The sequence below is a fragment of the Ramlibacter aquaticus genome (assembly GCF_015159745.1).
In the GTDB taxonomy this organism is placed as follows: Bacteria; Pseudomonadota; Gammaproteobacteria; order Burkholderiales; family Burkholderiaceae_C; genus Ramlibacter; species Ramlibacter aquaticus.
Map to the genome: position 1 here is coordinate 62,740 of NZ_JADDOJ010000004.1, position 22,692 is coordinate 85,431.

The window sequence follows — 22,692 nt, forward strand, 5'->3', positions numbered from 1 at the left end:
CATGACACCGAACGGTTACTGGCGCTCCGTGCTGCGCCGCCTGCGCCGCGACCGCGTCGCCATGGCCTGCGCCTTCGCCATCCTTCTGCTGGTGGGGCTGGCGGTGTTCGCACCCTGGGTGGCGCCGGCCGATCCCTTCAAGGCCAGCATGCTCAAGCGCCTGCTGCCCGTCGCCAGCCCGGGCCACTGGCTGGGCACCGACGAACTGGGCCGCGACCTGCTCAGCCGCCTCATGTACGGCGGCCGGCTCTCGCTCACCCTGGGCATCACCCCCGTGGCCGCCGCCTTCGTGCTGGGCACCGCCATCGGCGTCACGGCCGGCTACGCCGGCGGCTGGGTCAACATGGCCGTGATGCGCACCCTCGACGTGTTCTACGCCTTCCCCTCGGTGCTGCTGGCCGTGGCGATCTCGGGCGCGATGGGGCCGGGCATGGGCAACAGCCTGCTGGCGCTCACCATCGTGTTCGTGCCGCAGATCGCCCGCGTGGCCGAGAGTGCGACCACCCAGGTCACGCGGCTGGAGTACATGGACGCGGCCCGCATGAGCGGCGCAGGCACCTTCGCCATCCTGCGCACGCAGGTGCTGGGCAACGTGATCGGCCCGGTGTTCGTGTACGCCACCGGCCTGATCAGCGTGTGCATGATCCTGGGCTCCGGCCTGTCCTTCCTGGGTCTGGGCGTGCGCCCGCCGGAAGCGGAATGGGGCCTGATGCTCAACACGCTTCGCTCGGCCATCTTCAGCAACCCGCTGGTGGCGGCTTTGCCCGGGCTGATGATCTTCATCACCTCGATCTGCTTCAACCTGCTGGCCGACGGCATCCGCTCGGCCATGGACCTGCGCCGCGCCGCATGACACCCGAACCCATTTCCACGACGGCCGCGGACCCGGTGCTGGCCCAGGCGCCCGACCGCGGCGGCCCGGCCCAGCCCCTGCTGTCGGCACGCGCGCTGGTCAAGCACTTCCCCGTGCGGGCCGGCCCCTTCGCGCGCACGCAGCAGGTCGTGCATGCCGTGGACGGCGTCAGCTTCGAGGTGGCCAAGGGCGAGACCCTGGGCATCGTGGGCGAATCCGGTTGCGGCAAGTCGACCACCGCGCGCCTGGTGGCGCGCCTGCTGGCCCCCGACAGCGGGGCCCTGCTGTTCGACGGCGAGGGCGTCGCCGAATTCGGCGGCCTCTCGCTCAAGGCCTACCGGCGCAACCTGCAGATGGTGTTCCAGGATTCGTTCGCCTCGCTCAACCCGCGCATGACGCTGGAGGACACCATCGCCTTCGGCCCGCGGGCACATGGCGTGGCGGCCGGGGCTGCGCGCACCCTTGCCCACAGCCTGCTCGGCCGCGTGGGGCTGGCCCCCGGCCAGTACGCGGGCCGGTACCCGCACGAGCTCTCGGGCGGCCAGCGGCAGCGGGTCAACATCGCCCGCGCGCTGGCCCTGGAGCCGCGCCTGCTCATTCTGGACGAAGCCGTCGCCGCGCTGGACAAGTCGGTGCAGGCCCAGGTGCTGAACCTGCTGCAGGAGCTGAAGGCGGAGCGCGGGCTGACCTACCTCTTCATCTCGCACGACTTGCACGTGGTGCACTACTTCTGCGACCGCGTGCTCGTGATGTACCTCGGGCAGGTGGTGGAGACCGGCCCGGTGGCGCAGGTGTTCGCGGGCGCCGCCCACCCTTACACGCGCGCGCTGCTGTCGGCCGTGCCCTCCATGGACCCGGCGCGGCGCACGCTCGCGCCGCCGCTGGGGGGTGACCCGCCCAACCCCATAGATCCGCCCTCGGGCTGCCGCTTCCGCGACCGCTGCCCGCACGCCGAAGCGGTGTGCGCGGCCTCGGTGCCGCAGCTGCTGCCGCTGGCGGTGGAGGGCCACGCCGCGGCCTGTCACATGGGCGTGCCGGGTTCCGGCCACAGCGCCGCGCCGGCGGCAGGCGGCCCGAGTGCCGTGCCGGCCGCGGAGGCCCTGGCATGACGCAGCCACTCCTGTCGGTCCAGGACCTCAGCGTGCGCTTCACGGGCGAGCGCGAGGTGCGCGCGCTCAACGGCGTCAGTTTTGATCTCGCGCCCGGCGAATCCCTGGGTCTGCTCGGCGAATCCGGCTCGGGCAAGAGCGTGACGCTGCGCACCCTGCTGCGGCTGCACCCGCCCGCGCGCACCCGCATCGCCGGCAGTGTGCGGGTGGAGGGTCAGGACGTGCTCGCCCTGGAAGGCCGCGCGCTCGCGCGCTTTCGCGGCGGCACGGTGTCCATGGTCTTCCAGGAGCCCGGCCTCGCCTTCGACCCGGTCTGCACAATCGGCGACCAGATGGTGGAGATGATCCGGGCCCACGCGACCGTGGACCACGCCACGGCGCGCGCGCAGGCGCTGGACATGCTGGAGCGGGTGCAGATCCCGCAGGCCCGCCGGCGGCTGGACGCCTGGCCGCACGAACTCTCCGGCGGCATGCGCCAGCGCGCGATGATCGCGCTGGCGCTGTGCTGCAAGCCCAAGCTGCTGCTCGCCGACGAGCCCACCACCGCGCTGGATGCCACGGTGCAGATCCAGATCCTGCTGCTGCTGCGCGAATTGCAGCGGGAGCTTGGCATGGCGCTCATCTTCGTCACCCACGACATAGGCGCGGCGGTGGAGATCTCCGACCGGCTGGCGGTGATGTATGCCGGCCGCATCGTGGAGCAGGGACCGGTGGCGCAGGTGCTGGCCCACGCGCGGCACCCCTACACGCAGGGCCTGATGGCCTCCTCGGTCGTCGGCGGCATGCGCGGCCAGCCCCTGCAGGCCATCCCCGGCGCCCCGCCGGACCTGGCGTCGCTGCCGTCCGGCTGCGCCTTCGCCCCCCGTTGCAGCCGGGCATCGGCGCCCTGCAGGGAGCAGGCACCCCCGCTGGCCACGCAGGGCGCCGGCCAGGCGGTGGCCTGCTGGCACGCGGGCGAGGTCGACGCCGGCGGCGCAGAGCCGGACCGGCAGGCTGCGGCGGCGCCCTAGGCGCGCCGGCTACGTGCCGCGCTTGCGCCGCAGGGCCCGGCGCGCCCCGTCCCAGGGCCGCGCAGGCCGCTGACCCAGGCCCGCCGCCTGAGTGACGAGAAGGCGTGGCGCGAAGCGGAGCTTGCAGCCCACGGCATGACGCTGCACGGGCAGCGCCGGGACGTCAGGTTCGTCTGGTTGTAAAGGGCTTCTAGAGGGACGCCCCTGGATAGGGCTGGCCCAGCCTCTGTGGCCTGCCCGGAGGGAATCGAACCCCCGACCCACAGCTTAGAAGGCTGTTGCTCTATCCAACTGAGCTACGGGCAGCCCGACGCGATGCGGTGGTCGGAGCGATAGGATTCGAACCTACGACCCTCTGGTCCCAAACCAGATGCGCTACCAGACTGCGCTACGCTCCGACACCGCGCCAATTCTACCCCGCAGGGTCAGAGCCGGACGTATTCGTAGGCCACCGGCTGGGCGTTGATGCCGCGGTCCGGCGGGGCGATCCAGGCGGCCATGCGGCCGGGTTCGGTGACGCGCTGCATCAGGCTCTTGACGAAGGTCTGGTCGGCCTCGGTGGGCAGCCACTGGTCGCGGTGGGCGTCGAACTCGGCCTGCGAGATGGGCTGGCCAGCCGGGTTGGTGGGCACGCCCGCCCACAGGCCCACCTGGCGGCGGAAGCGCGTGGAGGGCAGCTTGAGCTCGAAATCCACGCCGGCCCGCTTGATGGCCATGTTCCAGCGCGTCACGCCGACGTTGCAGTCCTTCACGTACTCCAGCCGCGTCACCTCGTTGATGCCGTTGCGCACCGCGATCGACTCGTCGCGCACGCCGCCCTGCCCGTCCGGCACCTGGATCACCATGTGCGTGTCGACTTCGGCGTGGTCGGCGAAGCGGGCCTCGTCGGGCCGGCCCTTGATGCCGTTCGCGAAGTAGCTGGCAGCGTTGGAGGAGGCCTCGGAGCCGAACAGGTCCAGCGAGCTGGTGAACCAGTAGTTCAGGTACTTCTGCAGCGTCGGCAGGTCCACCACGCCGGCGCGGCGCAGCGCGGCCGTGTCGTCGGTGTCCAGCTCCTTCATCACCTCCAGCGTGCGCTTGATGACGCGGCCGACCCCGGTCTCGCCCACGAACATGTGGTGCGCCTCTTCGGTGAGCATGAAGCGCGTGGTGCGCGCCAGCGGGTCGAACGCGCTCTCGGCGAAGCTCTTGAGCTGGAACTTGCCGTCGCGGTCGGTGAAGTAGGTGAACATGAAGAAGGACAGCCAGTTGTCCATGGGCTCGTTGAAGGTGCCCAGGATGCGCGGCCGGTCGGCGTCGCCGCTGTGGCGCTCCAGCAGCGCCTCGGCCTCCTCGCGGCCGTCGCGGCCGAAGTAGGCGTGCAGCAGGTACACCATGGCCCACAGGTGGCGGCCCTCCTCCACGTTGACCTGAAACAGGTTGCGCAGGTCGTACAGCGAAGGCGCGGTGTGGCCCAGCAGGCGCTGCTGCTCGACCGAAGCCGGCTCGGTGTCGCCCTGGGTGACGATCAGCCGGCGGAACGTGGAGCGGAACTCGCCGGGCACGTCCTGCCAGACGTCCTGGCCCCGGAAGTCGCCGAAGCCGATCTTGCGGCCCTCTTCCTTGTCGGCCAGGAAGATGCCCCAGCGGTAGTCGGGCATGGGCGTGTAGCCATAGCTGGCCCAGCCTTGCGCGTCCACGCCGACGGCCGTGCGCAGGTAGACGTCGTTGGCGCGGAAGTCGCTCGGGCCCATCTCGTCCCACCAGTTCAGGAAGGCGGGCTGCCACTTCTCCAGGGCGCGCTGGAGCTGGCGGTTGTCGGCCAGGTCGACGTTGTTGGGGATCAGGGCCTGCAGGTCGATCGTGCTCATGAAGGGTCTTTCAGGTGCGTTCAGGGTGGGGTTCAGGCGGCGATGTGGGCCGGGGGCGTTGCGGGCACGGCGCGCGCGAGGTCGCGCAGCGACTGCTCCACGCTGCGCGCGGCGGTGTCCACCACGGCATCGGCGCGGGCGTACAGGCCCTCGCGGGCGGCCAGGATGCGGCGCAGGTCGTCCAGCGCCTCTCGCGTGGCGCCGTGCGTGCTGTCGAAGGGCCGCATGTCGCCCTGGGCGATGACGCGGCTCATGTGTTCCTCGGGGCTGGCCTTGACCCAGACGCACCAGAAGTGCGCCTGCAGCAGGTCGAAGGTCTCGCGCTCGCTGACGATGCTGCCGCCCGTGGTCATGACCAGGCCCTGGCCATGCTCGCCCGCCAGGCGCAACAGCGCGCGGCGCTCGTAGCGGCGGTAGCCGGCCTGGCCGTGCAGCTGCAGGATCTCGCTCATGCCGGTGCCGGCCTCGCGCTCGATCTCGCGGTCGAGCTCGACGAAGGGCACGTGGCGCTCGGCCGCGAGCCGCGCGCCCAGGGTGGACTTGCCCGCCCCGCGCAGGCCGATCAGGGCGATGCGGCGCTCGCGGCGCTGGCCGTCGCCCATGCCGAAGGCCTGTGCGAGCAGGGCATGGGCGCGGTCCAGCTGGGCTTCGTCCAGCCGGGCCAGCAGGGCCTGGGCGCGGGCCAGCGTGGGCCGCGGCGCGTCCTGCAGCAGGTCGATCAGGCTGAGGTTGAGCGCCCGGCTGATCGCTTCCAGCGAATTGATGGACACGTTGGCGTTGCCGCCTTCCACATCGGCCAGGAAGCGCTCCGACAGGCCCGAATCCTGGGCCAGCTGCTTGCGCGTCATGCCGCGCCGGGCCCGCCAGGCGCGCACCCGCGCCCCCAGTTCGGACAGGGTGCCCCGGGCTTCGGTTTCACTCATGGCTAGGGTGGACACGGCTGAATCTGCGTTTCTTTTGATCAAGCGCAAATTGAAATATACTGCTAACTCTTGACACGTCAAGCAGTTTACTGCACTTATCGACATGAAGCTGAAGATCCTCGTGGGCACGATGACGAGCACGGCCGACTACGTCGCGCAGGCCATCCAGATGGATTGCGCCGACCTGGGCTACGAGATCGACGTGCAGCTGATGGACGGGCTGGACATCGGCGTGTTCGACGAGGACGCGCTCTACCTGATCTGCACCTCGACCTACGGCTCGGGCGACGTGCCCGACAACGCGCGCATGCTGTACGACTCGCTGGACGCGCAGCCGAAGTTCCTGGGCCACGTGCGCTACGGCGTGATCGCGCTGGGCGACCGCACCTACATGCAGACCTTCGCCTTCGGCGGGCGCAAGTTCGACGAGCGCCTGCAGGGCCTGGGCGCCAAGCGCATCGGCGAGGTCTGGGAGCACGACGCGAGCGAAGGCACGCTGCCCGAGGAACTGGGCGCCGCCTGGGCCCGAGAGTGGCTGGCCCAGGCCAGCGCGCAGGCCGAGACCTCCTGAGGCGCAGCGGCCGCGCGTTCGCGGCTGCGGGTTGCGCACGCAGCCTCGCGGCTGCTGATCGCGATGGCAGCCCCACGGCTGCAGGTCGCGCATGCAGCCCCACGGCTGCAGGTCGCGCATGCAGCCCCACCGCTGCGTTGGGGTAAGCCAGGGTGCGGCCCCTGGGGCCCACCACCACAATCCGCCCATTGCAAGACCTTGGGAAGGAGACCCCATGACCACACGCCGCCTCGTCCTGGCCCGCAGCGCCGCCCTGGTGGGCGCCGCATCCACCGGCCTGCTGCTGCCGCAGATCGCGCGGGCGCAGTCGAACCGCATCCGCGTCGGCTTCATGCTGCCCTACACGGGCACCTTCGCGCAGCTGGGCGTGGCGATCGAGAATGGCGTGCGCATGGCGATCGCCCAGCAGGGCGGCAAGCTCGGCGGCCGTGAGATCGAGTGGTTCAAGGTGGACGACGAGTCCGAGCCCTCCAAGGGCGTGGAGAACGCCAACCGGCTGGTGCAGCGCGACAAGGTGGACGTGCTGATCGGCACGGTGCACTCGGGCGTGCAGATGGCGATCCAGAAGGTGGCGCGCGAGTCCGGCGTACTGAACATCATCCCCAACGCCGGCGTGCACGCGGCCACGCGCGGGCTGTGCGCGCCCAACGTGTTCCGCACCTCCTTCACCAATTCGCAGCCCACGCTCGCGCTGGGCAAGCCCATGGTCGACAAGGGCCTGAAGAAGGCCGTGTGGATCACCTGGAAGTACGCGGCGGGCGAAGAGGCCTTCGAGGGCTTCAGGGAGAGCTACACCAAGGCCGGCGGCACCATCGTCAAGGAGCTGAGCCTGCCCTTCCCCAACGTGGAGTTCCAGGCCCTGCTGACCGAGATCGCCTCGATCAAGCCCGACGCAGTGGCCTGCTTCTTCGCCGGCGGTGGCGCCGCGAAGTTCATCCGTGACTACGCGGCGGCGGGCCTGAAGGGGCGCATCCCGCTGTGGGGCTCCGGCTTCCTCACCGAGGGCGTGCTGGACGCGGCCGGCCCGGCGGCGGACGGCATCATGACCACCATGCACTACAGCGACTCGCTGGCCACGCCGCGCAACCAGCAGTTCAGGCTGGAATACGCCAAGGCCTTCAAGATGCAGCCCGACGTGTACGCGGTGCAGGGCTACGACAGCGGCCTGCTGCTGGTGCAGGGCGCGAATGCGGTGAAGGGCGACCTGGCCAACAAGCCGGCGCTGTACAAGGCCATGGAGGGCGCCACCATCGACAGCCCACGCGGCAAGTGGACCATGAGCCGCGCCCACAACCCCATCCAGGACATGTACCTGCGCGTGGTCGCCGACCGCGAGAACAAGGTGCTGGGCATCGCCGCCAAGGCGCTGGCCGACTCCGGCGCCGGCTGCCGCCTGGCTGCCTGAGGCCACGCCCCCGGGCTTCAGCCGCCCAGGCGCAGGCCCAGGGCGGCGACCGTCTCCCCGAGGTGGTCGAGGAAGCGGCGCACCGCCGGCACCATGCCCCGGCGCGAGGGAAAGACGGCGTGGATCATGCCCGGCCGGGGCGCCCAGGCTGGCAGCACCTCCTCCAGGTCGCCGGCACGCAGTTCGTCCGCGCACATGTAGTCGGGCAAGGTGCACATGCCGGTGCCCTGCACCACGGCGTACTTCAGGGTCAGCAGGTCGTCCGCGGTGTAGACCGGGCGGTGCTGCAGGTCGAAGGCGCGGCCGCCCGGGCCCAGCAGGTGCCAGGCGGCCCGGCCGTCGGCCGCGCTCATCGCGAGCGTGGGAAAGCGGTGCAGGTCTTCCGGCCCCTGCGGGCGCCCCAGCCGGTCCAGCAGGGCCGGGCTGGCGACCAGGACGGCGTGCGTCACGGCCAGGGGCTTCACGATCAGGCTGCCGCTGTCGTCCAGCGTGGGGCGCACGCGCAAGGCCACGTCCACGCCCTCCTGCACCAGGTCCACCACGCGGTTGGTGACCAGCATGTCCACGCGCACCTCCGGATGCCGGGCCAGGAAGCCGGGCACCAGGTGGCCCACGGTGGACTGGGCCAGCGTCACCGGACAGCTCACGCGGATGGTGCCGCGCGGCGCCTCGTGCACCAGGGCCACGGCCTCCTCGGCGGCCTCGGCGGCCTCGCGCATCTCCACGCAATGGCGGTGGAAGCTCTCGCCCGCTTCGGTGAGGGACAGGCGGCGCGTGGTGCGCTGCAGCAGCCGCACGCCCAGCCGCGCCTCCAGCCCCGCCACGCGCCGCGAGAGCTTGGACTTGGGCACGCCCAGGGCCCGTCCGGCCGCCGCGAAGCCGCCCCGGTCCACCACCTCGGCGAAGAAGAGCATGTCGTTGAGGTCTTGCATGGGCTGGATTGTCCTATCAGAAGAACAATCTATTCCATTTATGTGGACTTATCAACGCGGCGAACCATCCGCACAATGTTCCCATCCCGATCATCTGGCCCCAGGAGAAGAACATGAAACTGCTGCACATCGATTCCAGCCCGCTCGCCGGCAATTCCGTCTCGCGTGACCTGACCGCGCGCGTGGTGGCCGAATGGGTGGCGACGCACCCGGGCACCCAGGTCGAGCACCTGGACCTGGCGCTGGACGCGCCCTCCCACCTCAACATCGACTCCCTGGGCTTCCGCCTGGGGCCGGACGCCCAGGGGCTGAGCGAGGTCCAGCGCCGCGAGAACGCGGTGTCCGAGCGCCTGGTGAGCCAGTTCCTGGCCGCCGACGTGGTGGTGGTGGGCGCGCCCATGTACAACTTCTCGGTGCCCAGCCAGCTCAAGGCCTGGATCGACCGCATCGCCCAGGCCGGCCGCACCTTCCACTACACCGAGAAGGGCCCGCAGGGCCTGGCCGGCGGCAAGACGGTGATCGTCGCCTCCAGCCGCGGTGGTGTGTACTCCAGCAACCCGGCCCTGGCCGGCCTGGACCACCAGGAAAGCTACCTGCGCACGGTCTTCGGCTTCCTGGGCATCAGCGACGTGCGCTTCGTGCGCGCCGAAGGCGTGGCCATGGGCCCGGACGCCAAGGCCCAGGCTCTGGAAGCCGCCCAGCGCGCGATTGCCAAGCTGGTCACCGAGACGGCGCCCGCCTGAGGCTGGCCGCGCATGACGAAGGGGCTGCCTTGCGCAGCCCCTTTTCTTGCATCCGAAGCCTATCGGGGTCGCCCGACCCCGCACGCTCACTTGCGCGTGTAGATCTGGTCGAAGCTCGCCCCTTCGGCGAAGTGGTCCTTATCGGCCTGGGCCCAGCCGCCGAAGGCCTGGTCGATGGTGAACAGCTGCAGGGCCGGGAACTGCTTCGCGTACTTCGCCTGCGCCTTCTGCGACACGGCCGGCCGGTAGAAGTGCCTGCCGATGATGTCCTGCCCCTCCTCGCTGTAGAGGTACTGCAGGTAGGCTTCGGCCACCGCGCGCGTGCCCTTGCGGTCCACGTTGCGGTCCACCACCGCCACCGCGGGCTCGGCGAGGATGGACGCGGACGGCGCGATGACCTCGAACTTCGCGCCGAATTCCTTCTGCAGCAGCCAGGCCTCGTTCTCCCAGGCCACCAGCACGTCGCCCTGGTTGCGCTGGCCGAAGGTGATGGTGGAGCCGCGCGCGCCGGTGTCCAGCACGGGGACGTTGCCGTAGAGCCGGGCCACGAAATCCCGGGCCTTCGCCTCGCTGCCCAACCTGCGGCGCGCGAACGCCCAGGCCGCGAGGTAGTTCCAGCGGGCGCCGCCCGAGGTCTTGGGGTTGGGCGTGATGACGCTGACGCCGGGCCGCACCAGGTCGTCCCAGTCCTTGATGCCCTTGGGGTTGCCCTGGCGCACCACGAAGACGATGGTGGAGGTGTAGGGGGACGCGTTGTGCGGCAGCCGCTTCTGCCAGTCGGGCGCCACCCAGCCGCCGTGCTTGACCAGCGCATCGGTGTCGCCCGCCAGGCCCAGCGTGGCCACGTCCGCCTCCAGCCCGTCGATGATGGCGCGGGCCTGCTTGCCCGAGCCGCCGTGCGATTGCCGGATCGTCACGTCCTGCCCGGTCCTTGCCTTCCAGTAGCGGATGAAGGCCTGGTTGAAGTCCACGTAGAACTCCCGGGTCGGGTCGTACGAGACGTTCAGCAGGGTCAGGGCCCCCGGCGCGGCTGCCGAATGCGCATGCCAGGCCAGCCCGAGGGTGCCCGCGGCCAGGGTGGCCAGGGGAATCTTGATAAAGTCTCGGCGAAGGGTCATGGTGCTGCTCGCTCTCGCGCTCGTTCAATCGATGGGCGCGATTCTGGGAGGGCCATGGCTGCAAGGGAACGACAGAGTTTTCCTTTGTTTATCCGCAGAAGCTCATTACCGAAACATCGAAGGAAAGCCCCATGGCCCGCACCGTCCACTGCATCAAGCTCGGCAAGGAAGCCGAGGGCCTCGATTTCCCGCCCTACCCGGGCGAACTGGGCAAGCGCATCTATGAAAGCGTGAGCAAGCAGGCCTGGGCCGACTGGCTGCGCCACCAGACCATGCTGGTCAACGAGAACCGGCTGAACCTGGCCGACCAGCGCGCCCGGCAGTACCTGGCCCGCCAGATGGAGAACCATTTCTTCGGCGGCGGCGCCGAGGCGGCCGCGGGCTACGTGCCCCCGACCCAGCCCTGAAGCCGGCCAGGCCCTTGGCCGAGATGCCGCCCGCCGGGGCCGGCCCCCGGGGCCCGCGCCCTGGCGACACCCAGGGCGCTGCCGCGCACACGCCGGATCCCGGCCCCCCGCTGTTCCTGGCGGGCTGCGGCCTGCCGGGCGCCTGGGCCGGCCAGGAGCGCTGGCGCATCCTGCAGACCCACTTCGGCCTGGGGCATGCCTTCCTGGCGAGCTGGCAGGCCTGGCGCTCGGACCCCCGGCGGCCGCGCATGCTGCACTACGTGGCCGTGGATGCGGCGCCCATGCCGGCCGAGGCCCTGCTGCGCGGCGCCGCGCCCTGGGCGGCGCTGGAACCCCTGGCGCAGGCCCTCGCCGCGCGCTGGCGCGGCCTGCTGCCGGGCACGCACCGGCTGGCCTTCGAAGAAGGCCGCCTGCTGCTGACCCTGCACGTGGGCGAGCCGCTGCGCGTGCTGCGCGAGGAGCGCTGCGTCGCCGATTCGATCTTCCTGGACATGCCCGGGCATGGGCACGCTGCGTCCGGGCCGGATGCCGCACCGCCCGAGACCCCTGCCCCGGCTGCACCGCAGGGCCCGCAGGCGCAGGCCGGCGACCTGGCCCGGGCCGCGGCCCGGCACGCGCGCGACGGCACGCGCCTTGCCACGACCTCGGCGGATCCGGCTTGCCGCAAGGCCCTGGCCGAATCCGGCTTCGTGCTGCAGGCCCCGCCCGTGGCGGATGGCGGAACGGCGAATCTGCAGGGCCGGTTCGCACCGGCCTGGCGCGTTGCGGCGGCGGCACCCGGCGCGCAGCCGGGCGAGGCGCTGGTCATCGGCGCCGGGCTTGCCGGCGCGGCCGTGGCGGGCGCCCTGGCGCGGCGCGGCTGGCGGGTGCGCGTGCTGGATGCGGCGCCCCAGCCTGCGTCGGGCGCTTCCAGCCTGCCGGTGGGGCTGTTCACACCACACCAGTCGCCCGACGACGGCCCGCTCTCGCGCCTGACCCGTTGCGGCCTGCGCATGACCTGGGAGGCCCTGCAGGCGCTGCCGCGCGGGCGCGACTGGGACGACACCGGCCTGCTCGAGCGGGACGGCCGCCTGCCGCGCGAAGGCCCGGCCACCGCCTGGGAGGATTGGTGCCGCCCGGCCCTGCCGCAGGAGCGCGCCGCGGCGGGCCTGCCCGAGGGCAGCCCGGCCACCTGGCACGCGATCGCCGGCTGGGCCCGGCCCGGCGCGCTGGTGGCGCACTGGCTGTCGCGCCCGGGCGTGCAGTTCGAGGGCAGCCAGCAAGTCGCCGCGCTTCGGCGCGAGGGCAGCACCTGGCAGGTGCTGGACGCGCAGGGCCGCCTGCTGGCCGGCGCGGGGCTGGTCGTGGTCGCCGCGGCCCTGGAGAGCGGACGCCTGCTGGCGGGCCTGCCCCTGCAGCCAGTGCGCGGCCAGGTGAGCTGGGGCCCGCGCGCGGCGCTGCCGCCCGGTGCGCAGCTTCCGCCCGGGCCCGTGAACGGCAACGGGCACCTGGTCCCCCGCGCGCCCTCGCCCGAGGGCGAGGCCTGGTACTGCGGCGCCACCTTCGGGCGCGCCGAGCGCTCGCTGGACGTCCGCCCGGGGGACCACGCGGCCAACCTGCAGCGGCTTCAGGCACTGCTGCCGCAGGCCGCCGCCACGCTGGCGCCGCAGTTCGAGGCGGGCGCGGTGCGGGCCTGGACCGGGGTGCGCTGCGCCTCGCGCGACCGCCGGCCCCTGGTGGGTGAGGTGCAGCCCGGCCTGTGGACCAGCTGCGCCATGGGTTCGCGCGGGCTGAGCTTCGCCCTGCTGTGCGCCGAGCTGATGGCCGCCCGGCTTCACGCCGAGCCGCTGCCCCTGCCGGCACGGCTGGCCGCTGCGCTCGAACTGGGCCGGCTCAGTCCTGCTCCGGCAGGAACCTGAGCCGCGCGAGCAGGTCGTGCAGGCGGCCGGGATGCGGCGGCTTGCGCATCAGCGTCACGCCGGCGCGCCAGGCGCGCAGCCGCTGCACCGGGCTGGGCCCGGCCTGCAGCAGCAGCACCCCGCGCAGCGCGGGTTGCAGGGCCCGCAGTTCCACGACCAGCGGCCAGGGGTCGACCCAGGGGGCCAGGTCCAGCACCACCAGCTCGTAGTCCTGCGTTCGGGCCAGCTCCAGCGCACGGGGCGCGCTCTCGGCTTCGTCGGCGAGGGTCCACAAGGCCAGGGCCAGCTTGGCCCGGATGTAAAGCCGCTCCTCCAGCCCGGCCGCGACCACCAGGGCGTGGCAGGGCCGGCCGCCCGGGCCCAGCACCAGCGTGGGCCGGGTGTCGATCGGGTCGGCGTCCAGGTCGATGTCGAGGTCGGGCGCCGGCAGGAAGAACTCGTCCAGCGCCATGACCACCTCGGGCCAGGCCAGCGGCCGGGTGAAGCACTGCCAGGCGCCGGCCGGCACGCGCGGCCCGATCCAGGTGAAGGGCATGAGGGACTGCCGCGCCAGCGCCACCTCGGCCGCGGCCGCCTCGTCCTGGCCGTCCACCAGCAGCATGCGCGGGGGCTCGGGCGCGTCGGCCTCCCAGGGCGAGTAGTTGACGGGGCCGTCCTGCGAAAGACGGAAGACGGTGTTGAGCGCATGCCGCTCAGCATCCGTGAACCCCACCACCTTGACGAAAACCCTGTTCCCCACGCGCATCCCTTCCTGCCCTTGCTTTGTAACAGAGTCGGGCGGCGCCCCGTGCCCGGATGAGCTGGCCGCTTCTTATCCTGTTCGCGCCTTGGATCGGCCGGAAAGCCGCGCCAGTGCTGGCGCATATGCTTATCCGCATAAGGCGTGAACCAAAAATTAGTTTGGATCCATAAGGCCCGCCCGTACAGTGCGTCCTCGCCTGAAACCGGGCCTCCACGCCATGTACCGATACACAGAATTCGACCGCCAGTTCGTCCGCCTGCGTGCACAGCAGTTCCGCGACCAGCTCGAGCGCCACCTGCGCGGCGAGCTTCCCGACGACGAGTTCCGGCCCCTGCGGCTGCAGAACGGCTGGTACATCCAGCGCTATGCGCCCATGCTGCGCGTGGCCGTGCCCTACGGCGAGATCTCCAGCGCCCAGCTGCGCGTGCTGGCGAAGGTCGCCCGCGAGTACGACCAGCCCAAGCCGGAGCTGCTGCGCGACGCCCAGGCCCGCCAGCTCGAACTCGGCGAAGTGCCGGTGCGCGGCGGCACGCCGGTGGTCACCCGGCTCAAGACCGGCTACGGCCACTTCACCACCCGCACCAACGTGCAGTTCAACTGGATCCCGCTGGAGAAGAGCGCCGACGTGATGGAGCTGCTGGCGTCCGTCAACATGCACGGCATCCAGACCAGCGGCAACACCATCCGCAACATCAACAGCGACGAGCTCGCCGGCATCGCGCCCGACGAGATCGCCGATCCGCGGCCTTTCTGCGAGATCCTGCGGCAGTGGAGCACGCTGCACCCCGAGTTCGGCTTCCTGCCGCGCAAGTTCAAGATCTCGATCAACGGCGCCACCGAAGACCGCGCCGCGCTGGGCTGGTACGACATCGGCCTGCAGCTCGTGAAGAACGAGGCCGGCGAACTGGGCTTTCGCGTGCGCGTGGGCGGCGGCATGGGCCGCACGCCCATCATCGGCACCGTGGTGCGCGAGTTCCTGCCCTGGGACCAGATGCTGAACTATGTGGAGGCGGTGATCCGCACCTACAACCAGTACGGCCGCCGCGACAACGTCTGGAAGGCGCGCATCAAGATCCTCGTCAAGGCCGAGGGCCAGCGCTTCATCGACGCCGTCGAGGCCGAATACCGCGAGATCGTCGAGCAGGACGGCGCGCCCCACACCATCACGCGCGAAGCCTACGAGCGCATGGCGCAGAACTTCGTCGTGCCCAGCGTGCAGCGCGTGCGCACCGGCGCCGACGCCCAGCTGCACGCCATCGTGAAGGCCGACGCCGAGGCCGACCCGGCCTACCAGCGCTGGCTGGAGCGCAACGTGCACGCGCACCGCGACCCGCAGCTGCGCGCTGTGACGCTGTCCTTCAAGCGCCTGGGCCAGGCCCCGGGCGATGCCGACGCCTCGCAGCTGGAAGGCGCGGCCGACCTGGCCGACCGATTCTCCGCCGGCGAAGCGCGCGTCACCCACCACCAGAACCTGGTGCTGCCCTGGGTGCACCAGGACGACCTGCCCGAGCTCTGGGCGGCGGCCGGCAAGCTGGGCCTGGCACGCGCCAACATCGGCCTGCTGACCGACATGATCGCCTGCCCGGGCGGCGACTTCTGCTCGCTGGCCAACGCCCGCTCGCTGCCGATCGCCGAGGCGATCACCCAGCGCTACCAGGACCTGGACGAGCTCCACGACATCGGCGAGATCGACCTCAACATCTCCGGCTGCATCAACTCCTGCGGCCACCACCACGCCGGCCACATCGGCATCCTGGGCGTCGACAAGGACGGCAAGGAGTGGTATCAGGTGACGCTGGGCGGCGCCGACGGCTCCCACCTCTCCGGCGCCGCGGTGCCGGGCAAGGTGGTGGGCCCCTCTTTCTCGGCGGCCGAAGTGCCCGAGGTGGTGGAGGCGGTGATCACGACCTACCTGCAGCTGCGCGAAACGGGGCCGGACGGCAAGGCCGAGACCTTCATCGGTACCCTGCGCCGCACCGGGCTGGAGCCTTTCAAGGCCGCCGCCAACGGCGCCCGCATCGCCGAGCGGGAGGTGGCGTGATGGACGGCTTCCAACTGCTCACCGCCCCCGAGGGCGATGCCGGCCTGCGCGTGCTGCAGGTCGCGAACGACACCGACGTACGCACCCTGGACCTCGCCGGCGTGGACCGCGTGGAGCTGGTGTTCCCCAAGTTCACCGACGGCCGCGCCTTCAGCCAGGCCCTGCTGCTGCGCCGCCGCCTGCGCTTTGCCGGCGACATCCGCGCCACCGGCGACGTGCTGGTGGACCAGCTGGTGCAGATGCAGCGCAGCGGCTTCACCAGCGCCGTGCTGAAGGAAGGCCGCGACCCGGCGGTGGCCCAGCGCCAGTTCGCCCGCTACCCGGCCTTCTACCAGGGCGACGTGCGCGAGCCCAATCCGCTGTTCGCGCGCGGGGTGGCCTGATGGGTGCCATCGACCTGCACGCCCGCGCGTCGCGTGACTTCGCCGCCAAGCTGGAGGCGACGAAGGCGCTGCTGCGACGCGCCGCCGCCGAGTTCGCGCCCGTGACCCAGGCCTCCAGCCTGGGCGCCGAAGACGTGGTCATCACCCACCTCATCAACGCGCTCGAACTGGACATTCCCGTCTTCGTGCTGGAGACCGGCAAGCTGCACCCCCAGACCCTGGCCCTGCTGGAGCGCACCCGCGCCAGCAGCCGCGCCGCGGTGAAGGTGTACAGCCCGGTCCAGGAGCAGGTGATCGCTTTCGTGGCCCGCGAGGGCGAGGACGCCATGTACCGCAGCCTGGACCTTCGCAAGGCCTGCTGCTACATCCGCAAGATCGAGCCCCTGCAGCGCGCGCTGGCGGGCCACAAGGCCTGGATCACCGGCCTGCGCCGCGAACAGTCGGGCGCCCGTGCCGAGGTGCCCTTCATCGAGCCCGACGGCGAGCGCAGCAAGATCAACCCCCTGGCCGACTGGACCTGGGGCGACGTGTGGCACTACATCCAGGCCGAGGGCGTGGACTACAACCCGCTGCACGACGAGTTCTACCCCAGCATCGGCTGCGCGCCCTGCACCCGGGCCATCAGCCTGGGCGAGGACTTCCGCGCCGGGCGCTGGTGGTGGGAGCAGGAGTCCGCCAAGGAATGCGGCCTGCACGTGAAGACCGACACGAACGAGAAAGAAACCGCATGAACGCGCGCGTCGAAACCCAACTGCTGCAGCGGCTGTCCAACCAGCAGCTCGACGCGCTCGAGGAAGAGGCGATCTTCATCCTGCGCGAAGTCGCCGCGGCCTTCGAGCGGCCCACGCTGCTGTTCTCCGGCGGCAAGGATTCGCTGGTGCTGCTGCGATGCGCCGAGAAGGCCTTCGGCCGCGGCCGCATCCCCTACCCGCTGCTGATGATAGACACCGGCCACAACTTCCACGAGGTCACGGATTTCCGCGACCACCGCGCGAAGGAGCTGGGGGCCGAGCTGATCGTGCGCAGCGTGGAGGATTCCATGAAGCGCGGCACGGTGCGCCTGGCCCACCCGGGCGAGTCGCGCAACGTGCACCAGTCGGTCACGCTGCTGGAAGCCATCGAGGAATTCCGCTTCGACGCGCTGATCGGCGGCGCCCGCCGCGACGAGGAGAAGGCCCGCGCCAAGGAGCGCATCTTCTCCCACCGCGACAGCTTCGGCCAATGGCAGCCCAAGGCCCAGCGGCCCGAGCTGTGGACCCTGTTCAACACCCGCCTCGCACCCGGCGAGCACTTCCGCGTGTTCCCCATCTCCAACTGGACCGAACTGGACGTGTGGCAGTACATCGAGCGCGAAGCCATCGCCCTGCCCTCGCTGTACTACGCGCACCAGCGCGAGGTGGTGGAGCGCAAGGGCCTGCTGGTGCCAGTGACCGAACTCACCCCGCCGCGCGACGGCGAGGTGGTGCAGACGCGCACCGTGCGCTTCCGCACCGTGGGTGACATCACCTGCACCTGCCCGGTCGAAAGCGACGCCAGCAGCGCCGCCGAGGTGGTGGTGGAAACGCTGGCGGCCGAGGTGAGCGAGCGCGGTGCCACGCGCATGGACGACAAGACCTCGGACGCCTCCATGGAAAAGCGCAAGAAGGACGGGTATTTCTGATGAGCGGCGAATCCGCACTCCGGTTCATCACCTGCGGCAGCGTCGACGACGGCAAGAGCACGTTGATCGGCCGCCTGCTGGTGGACACCAAGGCCGTGCTGCAGGACCAGCTGGCCGGCGTGCAGCGCTCGGGCCAGACCGACCTGGCGCTGCTGACCGACGGCCTGTCGGCCGAACGCGAGCAGGGCATCACCATCGACGTGGCCTACCGCTACTTCGCCACGCCGGCGCGCAAGTTCATCATCGGCGACGCGCCCGGCCACGAGCAGTACACCCGCAACATGGTGACGGCCGCGTCCAGCGCCGACGCCGCGGTGGTGCTGGTGGATGCCACCAAGCTGCAGTGGCAGGACGCCGGCCTGGCGCTGCTGCCGCAGACGCGCCGCCATTCGCTGCTGGTGAACCTGCTGCGCGTGCCCTCCGTGGTGTTCGCGGTGAACAAGCTGGACGCCGTGCAGGACCCGGCCCTGGCTTTCGCCCACATCCGTGATGCGCTGCTGGCCTTCGCCGGCGCCGCGGGCATCGCCGTCACGGCCATCGTGCCCATCTCCGCCCTGGAGGGCCACAACGTGGTCGCCCAGGAGCCGGGCTGGTGCGGCTACCAGGGCCCCTCCCTGCTGCAGCTGCTGGAGACGCTGCCCGTCACGCCGGCCGAGGCCAGCGGCGCCTTCGCCTTCCCGGTGCAGTGGGTCGAGAAGTTCTCCGGCTCCAGCGACACCACGCAGGGCCGACGCGTGTTCTGGGGCCGCGTGGCCTCGGGCCAGGTCCGTCCCGGCGATGCGGTGAAGGTGCTGCCCAGTGGCCAGTCGGCCGTGGTGGCCCAGGTGCTGGACCACGTGCGCCAGCCGCGCGAGGTGCCGGCCGGCCACAGCGCCGGCATCGTGCTGGACCGCGAGGTTGACGTGTCCCGCGGCGACTGGATCGTGGCGCCCGCCACCCCGGAAGGCACGCGCGAGATCGCCGCCACCGTGGCCTGGATGGACGACGAGCCGCTGGTGGCCGGCCGCGCCTACTGGGCGCTGCACGGCCACCGCTGGGTCAAGGCCAAGGTGCGCCGCATTGTCCACAGCCTGGACATCCACACCCTGGCCGAGGCGGACGCCGACCGGCTGGTGCCCAACGCCATCGGCCACGTCGAGCTGCAGCTGCAGGAGCCGCTGGCCGTGCAGCCCTACGCCACGTCGCGCGTGCTGGGCTCGCTCATCCTGGTCGACACCGCCACCCACAAGACCTCGGGCGCGGTGCTGGTTCGTTGAGTTGACGCAATCCCTGCCCCTGTCCTGCCCCTAAAATCGGGGGTTACCCGAATCTTTGCCGCACCATGACCCACGTCGTCGCCGAAGCCTGCATCCGCTGCAAATACACCGATTGTGTGGACGTCTGCCCCGTGGACTGTTTCCGCGAAGGCCCGAACATGCTCGTCATCGACCCCGATGAGTGCATCGACTGCGCGGTGTGCATCCCGGAATGCCCGGTCAATGCCATCTACGCCGAAGAGGACGTGCCGGCCGACCAGGTCGCCTACACGGCCCTGAACGCCGAGCTGTCGCGCGCGCCGGGCTGGAAGAGCATCACCAAGCGCAAGCCCGCGCTGCCCGACGCCGACGAGTGGAAGGACAAGACGGGCAAGCTCTCCGAGCTGATCCGCTGAGTTTTTCCGGGATGGACGCCCCCGCCAGCGACGCCGTGCGCAGCACCGCCGCCGCCCACGACGGCCCGATCGAGACCGACGCGGTCATCATCGGTGCGGGGCCGGTGGGCCTGTTCCAGGTGTTCGAGCTGGGGCTGCTCGAGATCAAGGCCCACGTCATCGACTCGCTGGGCTACCCCGGCGGCCAGCCGGTGGAGCTGTACCCCGACAAGCCGATCTACGACATCCCGGCCATCCCCGTGTGCACCGGCAAGGAGCTGACGGAGGCGCTGCTCAAGCAGATCGAGCCCTTCGGCGCCACCTTCCACCTGGGCCAGACGGTCACCGGCGTGCGCAGGGAAGACGACGGGCGCTTCTTCATCGAAACCAGCCGGGGCACGCGCTTCCTGTCCAAGACGGTGTTCATCGCCGGCGGCGTGGGCGCCTTCGAGCCGCGCACGCTCAAGGTCGACGGGCTGGAGCAGTTCGCCGGCACCCAGCTGCACTACCGGGTCAGGAACCCGGCCGATTTCAAGGGCCGCAACCTGGTCATCGTGGGCGGCGGCGACTCCGCCCTGGACTGGGCGCTGCATTTCGCGCAGGAAGGCCCCGACAAGGCCGAGAGCGTGATCCTGGTGCACCGGCGCGACGGCTTCCAGGCCGCGCCCGCCTCGGTGGCCCGCATGCGCGCCCTGTGCGACCAGTACGAGATGCAGTTCATCGTCGGCCAGGTGACCGGCTACGAGGAACGCGCGGGTCGGCTCACCGGCGTCAAGGTGACGGGCAGCGACGCCGTCACGCGGGTGGTGCCGCTGGACATGCTGCTGGTCTTCTTCGGCCTGTCGCCCAAGCTGGGGCCCATCGCCGAGTGGGGCCTCGCCATCGAGCGCAAGCAGCTGGTGGTGGACACCGAGAAGTTCTCGACCAGCGTGCCCGGCATCTTCGCGGTGGGCGACATCAACACCTACCCGGGCAAGAAGAAGCTGATCCTCTCGGGCTTCCACGAGTGCGCGCTGGCCGCCTTCGGCGCCGCGCCCTTCGTCTTTCCCGACAAGAAGGTGATGCTGCAGTACACCACCACCTCGCCCAAGCTGCACAAGGTGCTGGGCGTGGAAAGCCCGGTCTTCGACTAGGCCGCCGCAGGCCATTTCCCTAAGCCGGGCGCACCAGGGCCCTAAGCCCTTAGGCCAACGGCTACTTCCCGCGCCGCCGGGCCTGGCGGATCATCCTGCCATCGCCCTCCGATGGAGGACCCCATGCCAGGCCGCCAAACACTCCTCACCGCCCTCCTGCTCGCTGCCGCCGGCCTTGCCGCGGCCGCCGACCTGCGCCCCATGCCGGCGCTGAGCGGCCACGAGTGCATGGGCGGCTACTGCCTGGGCGACGAGCTGGCCAAGTACCCGCCGGGGGCGCTCACCCACCCCCTCAAGCGCACGCGCAGCCAGTTCCTGGACCGGGGCAGCTTCGAGCGCGGCCTGCGGCCCATGTTCGGGCCCATCCACGACGACGCGTTCAAGCTGATCCTGGACGAGCGGGTGATCACCGAATACGACCGCTACGACACGCCGCTCACCCCCGCCATCCACGCCGCGCTGCTCAAGGGGCCCCTGCGGGCCTGCCGTGCCGCGGGCCTCGTGGCCCAGCCGGCCAGCCCGCCGCCGGGCACCGGCAGCTGGGCGCTGTACTTCCGCGCGGTACCGGGGCGCATGGTGGGCGAACGCCAGGCCTGGCTGCTGACCTCGATCGCGGTCAACGTGCCGGGCGTGTTCACGGACGGCCAGCTGCAGGCGCTGCGCCAGGACCTCACGCACCGCATCGACCCCAAGGTGGTGAAGCTGTCCGTGCAGCGCGAGGGCGGCGACGGCCTCAGCGCCTTCATGACCTGGTTCCCCTTCAAGGCGGGCGATGGCCCGTCCAGCGACGTGCGCGACCTGCCCACCGGCGAGCAGGAGCGCATCTTCGGCTGCCGCGAGCCCACCCCCACGCCCAAGCTCTGAGGCGCTTGACCTGACGCAAGCGTGCGGCGGCGCGGCTTGCGGCAAGATAGGCGCATGCAGCTCCAATTCCTGGGTGCCACCGACACCGTCACCGGATCCAAGTACCTGCTTCGCCACGGCGACCGCCACCTGCTGGTGGACTGCGGCCTGTTCCAGGGCTACAAGACCCTGCGACTGCGCAACTGGGCGGACCTGCCCGTGCCGCCCACCTCGATCGACGCGGTGGTCCTGACGCACGCGCACATCGACCACAGCGGCTACCTGCCCCTGCTGGTGCGCGAGGGCTTCACCGGGCCGGTGTACTGCACGCCCGCCACGCACGACCTGTGCCGCATCATGCTGCCGGATTCGGGCTACCTGCAGGAGGAGGAGGCGGAGTACCTGAACCGCCACCACGCCAGCAAGCACGAGCCGGCGCTGCCGCTGTACACGCGCGACGATGCGCTGCGCTCGCTGCACCACTTCCGGCCCGTGGCCCCCGGCGCGGCCTTCGAGCCGCTGCCCGGGCTGAAGGCCACGCTCACCCACTCCGGCCACATGGTGGGCTCGGCCTTCGCTCGCTTCGACGACGGCCAGCGCTCCATCCTGTTCTCGGGCGACCTCGGGCGCCCGCAGGACTTGGTGCTGCGCCCCCCGGAGCCGGTGCCGGCGGCCGACTACCTGGTGGTGGAGTCCACCTACGGCGACCGCGTGCACCCCGATGCCGACCCGCTGCCCGGGCTGGCGGCGGTCATCAAGCGCACCGCCGCACGCGGTGGCGTGCTGGTGATCCCGGCCTTCGCGGTCGGCCGCGCCCAGGCGCTGATCCACGCCATCCACCTGCTCAAGCAGCGCCAGCTGATCCCGGACCTGCCGGTGTTCCTCAACAGCCCCATGGCCGCGGCCGCGACCCAGGTCTACTGGAAGTACCCGGAAGAACTGCGCCTCACGCACGAGGAGTGCGTGGTCGCCTGCCGTGACGTGCGCATCGTCGAGACGGGGGCCGAATCCGAGGCCCTGAACAGCCTGCGCATGCCGGCCATCATCATCGCCGCCAGCGGCATGGCCACCGGCGGCCGCGTGGTCCACCACATCAAGGCCTTCGCGCCGCACGAGCGCAACACCCTGCTCTTCGTCGGCTACCAGGCCGGCGGCACCCGCGGCGCGGCCATCGTGGACGGCGCGCCGCGCGTGCGCATCCACGGCGAGGAGATCCCGATCCGCGCGGAGGTCGCTCGCCTGGACGACATGTCGGCCCACGCCGATGCGAACGAGCTCATGGCCTGGATGAAGCAGCTCGGCAAGGCCCCGCGCGCGGCCTTCGTCACCCACGGCGAGCCGGCCGCGGCCGATGCCCTGCGCCAGCGCATCGAGCGCGAGCTGCGCTGGACGTGCAAGCTGCCCTACTACCTGGAGCGCGTGGCGCTGGACTGAGGCGGGG

At 71.1% G+C, this 22,692-nt stretch carries 22 protein-coding genes and 2 tRNA genes; 17 read left to right on the forward strand and 7 right to left on the reverse strand.

Features of this window, described 5'->3' with window-relative positions; translation table 11 throughout:
• The first annotated feature begins 1 nt into the window (after window position 1).
• Genes IM725_RS02080 through IM725_RS02090 form a run of 3 tightly spaced genes read left to right on the forward strand, consistent with a single transcriptional unit; the run spans window position 2 to window position 2,972 of the window.
• The gene (locus tag IM725_RS02080; RefSeq protein ID WP_193778904.1) at window positions 2–853 is read left to right on the forward strand and encodes an ABC transporter permease; all 852 of its coding nucleotides are present in this window, start codon (window positions 2–4) and stop codon (window positions 851–853) included.
• Window positions 850–1,962 carry an ABC transporter ATP-binding protein gene (locus IM725_RS02085; protein WP_193778905.1) on the forward strand — a complete coding sequence of 371 codons (1,113 nt, stop codon included), beginning with the start codon at window positions 850–852 and terminating at the stop codon, window positions 1,960–1,962. The genes IM725_RS02080 and IM725_RS02085 overlap by 4 nt, the downstream gene beginning before the upstream one ends.
• A complete protein-coding gene (locus IM725_RS02090; protein ID WP_193778906.1) occupies window positions 1,959–2,972 on the forward strand; it encodes an ABC transporter ATP-binding protein in 1,014 nt (337 codons plus the stop codon). Before IM725_RS02085 ends, IM725_RS02090 begins: the two co-directional genes overlap by 4 nt.
• 229 nt (window positions 2,973–3,201) lie before the next feature.
• On the opposite strand, the gene IM725_RS02095 is transcribed toward IM725_RS02090, so the two are convergent.
• The 4 genes from IM725_RS02095 to IM725_RS02110 form a co-directional block, all read right to left on the reverse strand.
• Window positions 3,202–3,278: transfer RNA gene (locus tag IM725_RS02095), tRNA-Arg, on the reverse strand.
• A gap of 15 nt (window positions 3,279–3,293) precedes the next feature.
• A tRNA-Pro gene (locus tag IM725_RS02100) sits at window positions 3,294–3,370 on the reverse strand.
• Window positions 3,371–3,397: 27 nt separating this feature from the next.
• Window positions 3,398–4,822: a benzoyl-CoA 2,3-epoxidase subunit BoxB gene (boxB, locus tag IM725_RS02105; protein ID WP_193778907.1), complete on the reverse strand. Its 1,425-nt coding sequence runs from the start codon at window positions 4,820–4,822 to the stop codon at window positions 3,398–3,400.
• Between the two features lie 32 nt (window positions 4,823–4,854).
• Window positions 4,855–5,745 (reverse strand): helix-turn-helix transcriptional regulator, encoded by an 891-nt coding sequence (locus IM725_RS02110; RefSeq protein WP_193778908.1) that lies wholly within the window; start codon window positions 5,743–5,745, stop codon window positions 4,855–4,857.
• A gap of 103 nt (window positions 5,746–5,848) precedes the next feature.
• Between IM725_RS02110 and IM725_RS02115 the strand changes: the two genes are divergently transcribed.
• Entirely contained in the window at window positions 5,849–6,316 is a 468-nt protein-coding gene (locus IM725_RS02115) for a flavodoxin domain-containing protein (protein ID WP_193778909.1), read from the forward strand.
• Window positions 6,317–6,530: 214 nt separating this feature from the next.
• Window positions 6,531–7,721, forward strand: a complete 1,191-nt coding sequence (locus IM725_RS02120; protein ID WP_193778910.1) for an ABC transporter substrate-binding protein — start codon at window positions 6,531–6,533, stop codon at window positions 7,719–7,721.
• Window positions 7,722–7,738: 17 nt separating this feature from the next.
• Here IM725_RS02120 and IM725_RS02125 read toward each other — a convergent pair whose 3' ends face one another.
• Window positions 7,739–8,653 carry a LysR family transcriptional regulator gene (locus IM725_RS02125; RefSeq protein ID WP_193778911.1) on the reverse strand — a complete coding sequence of 305 codons (915 nt, stop codon included), beginning with the start codon at window positions 8,651–8,653 and terminating at the stop codon, window positions 7,739–7,741.
• Window positions 8,654–8,766: 113 nt separating this feature from the next.
• On the opposite strand from IM725_RS02125, the gene IM725_RS02130 reads away from it, so the two are divergent.
• A complete protein-coding gene (locus IM725_RS02130) occupies window positions 8,767–9,396 on the forward strand; it encodes an FMN-dependent NADH-azoreductase (protein ID WP_193778912.1) in 630 nt (209 codons plus the stop codon).
• A gap of 86 nt (window positions 9,397–9,482) precedes the next feature.
• Here the strand turns inward: IM725_RS02130 and IM725_RS02135 are convergent, their stop codons facing one another.
• Window positions 9,483–10,514, reverse strand: coding sequence for a sulfate ABC transporter substrate-binding protein (locus tag IM725_RS02135; RefSeq protein WP_193778913.1), 1,032 nt, complete (start codon window positions 10,512–10,514; stop codon window positions 9,483–9,485).
• A 131-nt stretch (window positions 10,515–10,645) separates the two neighbouring features.
• On the opposite strand from IM725_RS02135, the gene IM725_RS02140 reads away from it, so the two are divergent.
• Both IM725_RS02140 and mnmC read left to right on the forward strand, forming a co-directional pair.
• Window positions 10,646–10,921, forward strand: a complete 276-nt coding sequence (locus tag IM725_RS02140) for an oxidative damage protection protein (protein WP_193778914.1) — start codon at window positions 10,646–10,648, stop codon at window positions 10,919–10,921.
• Between the two features lie 23 nt (window positions 10,922–10,944).
• Entirely contained in the window at window positions 10,945–12,819 is a 1,875-nt protein-coding gene (mnmC, locus tag IM725_RS02145) for an FAD-dependent 5-carboxymethylaminomethyl-2-thiouridine(34) oxidoreductase MnmC (RefSeq protein WP_227753514.1), read from the forward strand.
• On the opposite strand, the gene IM725_RS02150 is transcribed toward mnmC, so the two are convergent.
• Window positions 12,794–13,558, reverse strand: a complete 765-nt coding sequence (locus tag IM725_RS02150; RefSeq protein ID WP_193778916.1) for a response regulator transcription factor — start codon at window positions 13,556–13,558, stop codon at window positions 12,794–12,796. The two genes, mnmC and IM725_RS02150, sit on opposite strands and share 26 nt — an antisense overlap.
• Before the next feature lie 220 nt (window positions 13,559–13,778).
• Between IM725_RS02150 and IM725_RS02155 the strand changes: the two genes are divergently transcribed.
• The 9 genes from IM725_RS02155 to IM725_RS02195 all read left to right on the forward strand — a co-directional run bounded on the left by IM725_RS02155 (window position 13,779) and on the right by IM725_RS02195 (window position 22,685).
• Window positions 13,779–15,602, forward strand: a complete 1,824-nt coding sequence (locus IM725_RS02155; RefSeq protein ID WP_193778917.1) for a nitrite/sulfite reductase — start codon at window positions 13,779–13,781, stop codon at window positions 15,600–15,602.
• Window positions 15,602–15,985, forward strand: a complete 384-nt coding sequence (locus tag IM725_RS02160) for a DUF934 domain-containing protein (RefSeq protein ID WP_193778918.1) — start codon at window positions 15,602–15,604, stop codon at window positions 15,983–15,985. Before IM725_RS02155 ends, IM725_RS02160 begins: the two co-directional genes overlap by 1 nt.
• On the forward strand, window positions 15,985–16,716 hold the full coding sequence (locus IM725_RS02165) for a phosphoadenylyl-sulfate reductase (RefSeq protein ID WP_193778919.1): 732 nt from the start codon (window positions 15,985–15,987) through the stop codon (window positions 16,714–16,716). The genes IM725_RS02160 and IM725_RS02165 overlap by 1 nt, the downstream gene beginning before the upstream one ends.
• Window positions 16,713–17,645, forward strand: coding sequence for a sulfate adenylyltransferase subunit CysD (cysD, locus tag IM725_RS02170; protein WP_193778920.1), 933 nt, complete (start codon window positions 16,713–16,715; stop codon window positions 17,643–17,645). Before IM725_RS02165 ends, cysD begins: the two co-directional genes overlap by 4 nt.
• Entirely contained in the window at window positions 17,645–18,901 is a 1,257-nt protein-coding gene (locus tag IM725_RS02175; RefSeq protein ID WP_193778921.1) for a sulfate adenylyltransferase subunit 1, read from the forward strand. The genes cysD and IM725_RS02175 overlap by 1 nt, the downstream gene beginning before the upstream one ends.
• Before the next feature lie 65 nt (window positions 18,902–18,966).
• On the forward strand, window positions 18,967–19,296 hold the full coding sequence (fdxA, locus tag IM725_RS02180) for a ferredoxin FdxA (RefSeq protein ID WP_193778922.1): 330 nt from the start codon (window positions 18,967–18,969) through the stop codon (window positions 19,294–19,296).
• 11 nt (window positions 19,297–19,307) lie between these two features.
• Window positions 19,308–20,408, forward strand: a complete 1,101-nt coding sequence (locus IM725_RS02185; RefSeq protein WP_193778923.1) for an NAD(P)/FAD-dependent oxidoreductase — start codon at window positions 19,308–19,310, stop codon at window positions 20,406–20,408.
• 123 nt (window positions 20,409–20,531) lie between these two features.
• Window positions 20,532–21,272 carry a hypothetical protein gene (locus tag IM725_RS02190; RefSeq protein WP_193778924.1) on the forward strand — a complete coding sequence of 247 codons (741 nt, stop codon included), beginning with the start codon at window positions 20,532–20,534 and terminating at the stop codon, window positions 21,270–21,272.
• 54 nt (window positions 21,273–21,326) lie between these two features.
• Window positions 21,327–22,685 (forward strand): MBL fold metallo-hydrolase RNA specificity domain-containing protein, encoded by a 1,359-nt coding sequence (locus IM725_RS02195; protein WP_193778925.1) that lies wholly within the window; start codon window positions 21,327–21,329, stop codon window positions 22,683–22,685.
• Window positions 22,686–22,692 lie beyond the last annotated feature (7 nt).

What these genes read in the sequence shown, in the direction of transcription:
- IM725_RS02080 (WP_193778904.1), top strand. Translation starts at nt 2, where the DNA reads ATGACACCGAACGGTTACTGGCGCTCCGTGCTGCGCCGCCTGCGCCGC.
- IM725_RS02085 (WP_193778905.1), top strand. Translation starts at nt 850, where the DNA reads ATGACACCCGAACCCATTTCCACGACGGCCGCGGACCCGGTGCTGGCC.
- IM725_RS02090 (WP_193778906.1), top strand. Translation starts at nt 1,959, where the DNA reads ATGACGCAGCCACTCCTGTCGGTCCAGGACCTCAGCGTGCGCTTCACG.
- boxB (WP_193778907.1), bottom strand. Translation starts at nt 4,822, where the DNA reads ATGAGCACGATCGACCTGCAGGCCCTGATCCCCAACAACGTCGACCTG.
- IM725_RS02110 (WP_193778908.1), bottom strand. Translation starts at nt 5,745, where the DNA reads ATGAGTGAAACCGAAGCCCGGGGCACCCTGTCCGAACTGGGGGCGCGG.
- IM725_RS02115 (WP_193778909.1), top strand. Translation starts at nt 5,849, where the DNA reads ATGAAGCTGAAGATCCTCGTGGGCACGATGACGAGCACGGCCGACTAC.
- IM725_RS02120 (WP_193778910.1), top strand. Translation starts at nt 6,531, where the DNA reads ATGACCACACGCCGCCTCGTCCTGGCCCGCAGCGCCGCCCTGGTGGGC.
- IM725_RS02125 (WP_193778911.1), bottom strand. Translation starts at nt 8,653, where the DNA reads ATGCAAGACCTCAACGACATGCTCTTCTTCGCCGAGGTGGTGGACCGG.
- IM725_RS02130 (WP_193778912.1), top strand. Translation starts at nt 8,767, where the DNA reads ATGAAACTGCTGCACATCGATTCCAGCCCGCTCGCCGGCAATTCCGTC.
- IM725_RS02135 (WP_193778913.1), bottom strand. Translation starts at nt 10,514, where the DNA reads ATGACCCTTCGCCGAGACTTTATCAAGATTCCCCTGGCCACCCTGGCC.
- IM725_RS02140 (WP_193778914.1), top strand. Translation starts at nt 10,646, where the DNA reads ATGGCCCGCACCGTCCACTGCATCAAGCTCGGCAAGGAAGCCGAGGGC.
- mnmC (WP_227753514.1), top strand. Translation starts at nt 10,945, where the DNA reads ATGCCGCCCGCCGGGGCCGGCCCCCGGGGCCCGCGCCCTGGCGACACC.
- IM725_RS02155 (WP_193778917.1), top strand. Translation starts at nt 13,779, where the DNA reads ATGTACCGATACACAGAATTCGACCGCCAGTTCGTCCGCCTGCGTGCA.
- IM725_RS02160 (WP_193778918.1), top strand. Translation starts at nt 15,602, where the DNA reads ATGGACGGCTTCCAACTGCTCACCGCCCCCGAGGGCGATGCCGGCCTG.
- IM725_RS02165 (WP_193778919.1), top strand. Translation starts at nt 15,985, where the DNA reads ATGGGTGCCATCGACCTGCACGCCCGCGCGTCGCGTGACTTCGCCGCC.
- cysD (WP_193778920.1), top strand. Translation starts at nt 16,713, where the DNA reads ATGAACGCGCGCGTCGAAACCCAACTGCTGCAGCGGCTGTCCAACCAG.
- IM725_RS02175 (WP_193778921.1), top strand. Translation starts at nt 17,645, where the DNA reads ATGAGCGGCGAATCCGCACTCCGGTTCATCACCTGCGGCAGCGTCGAC.
- fdxA (WP_193778922.1), top strand. Translation starts at nt 18,967, where the DNA reads ATGACCCACGTCGTCGCCGAAGCCTGCATCCGCTGCAAATACACCGAT.
- IM725_RS02185 (WP_193778923.1), top strand. Translation starts at nt 19,308, where the DNA reads ATGGACGCCCCCGCCAGCGACGCCGTGCGCAGCACCGCCGCCGCCCAC.
- IM725_RS02190 (WP_193778924.1), top strand. Translation starts at nt 20,532, where the DNA reads ATGCCAGGCCGCCAAACACTCCTCACCGCCCTCCTGCTCGCTGCCGCC.
- IM725_RS02195 (WP_193778925.1), top strand. Translation starts at nt 21,327, where the DNA reads ATGCAGCTCCAATTCCTGGGTGCCACCGACACCGTCACCGGATCCAAG.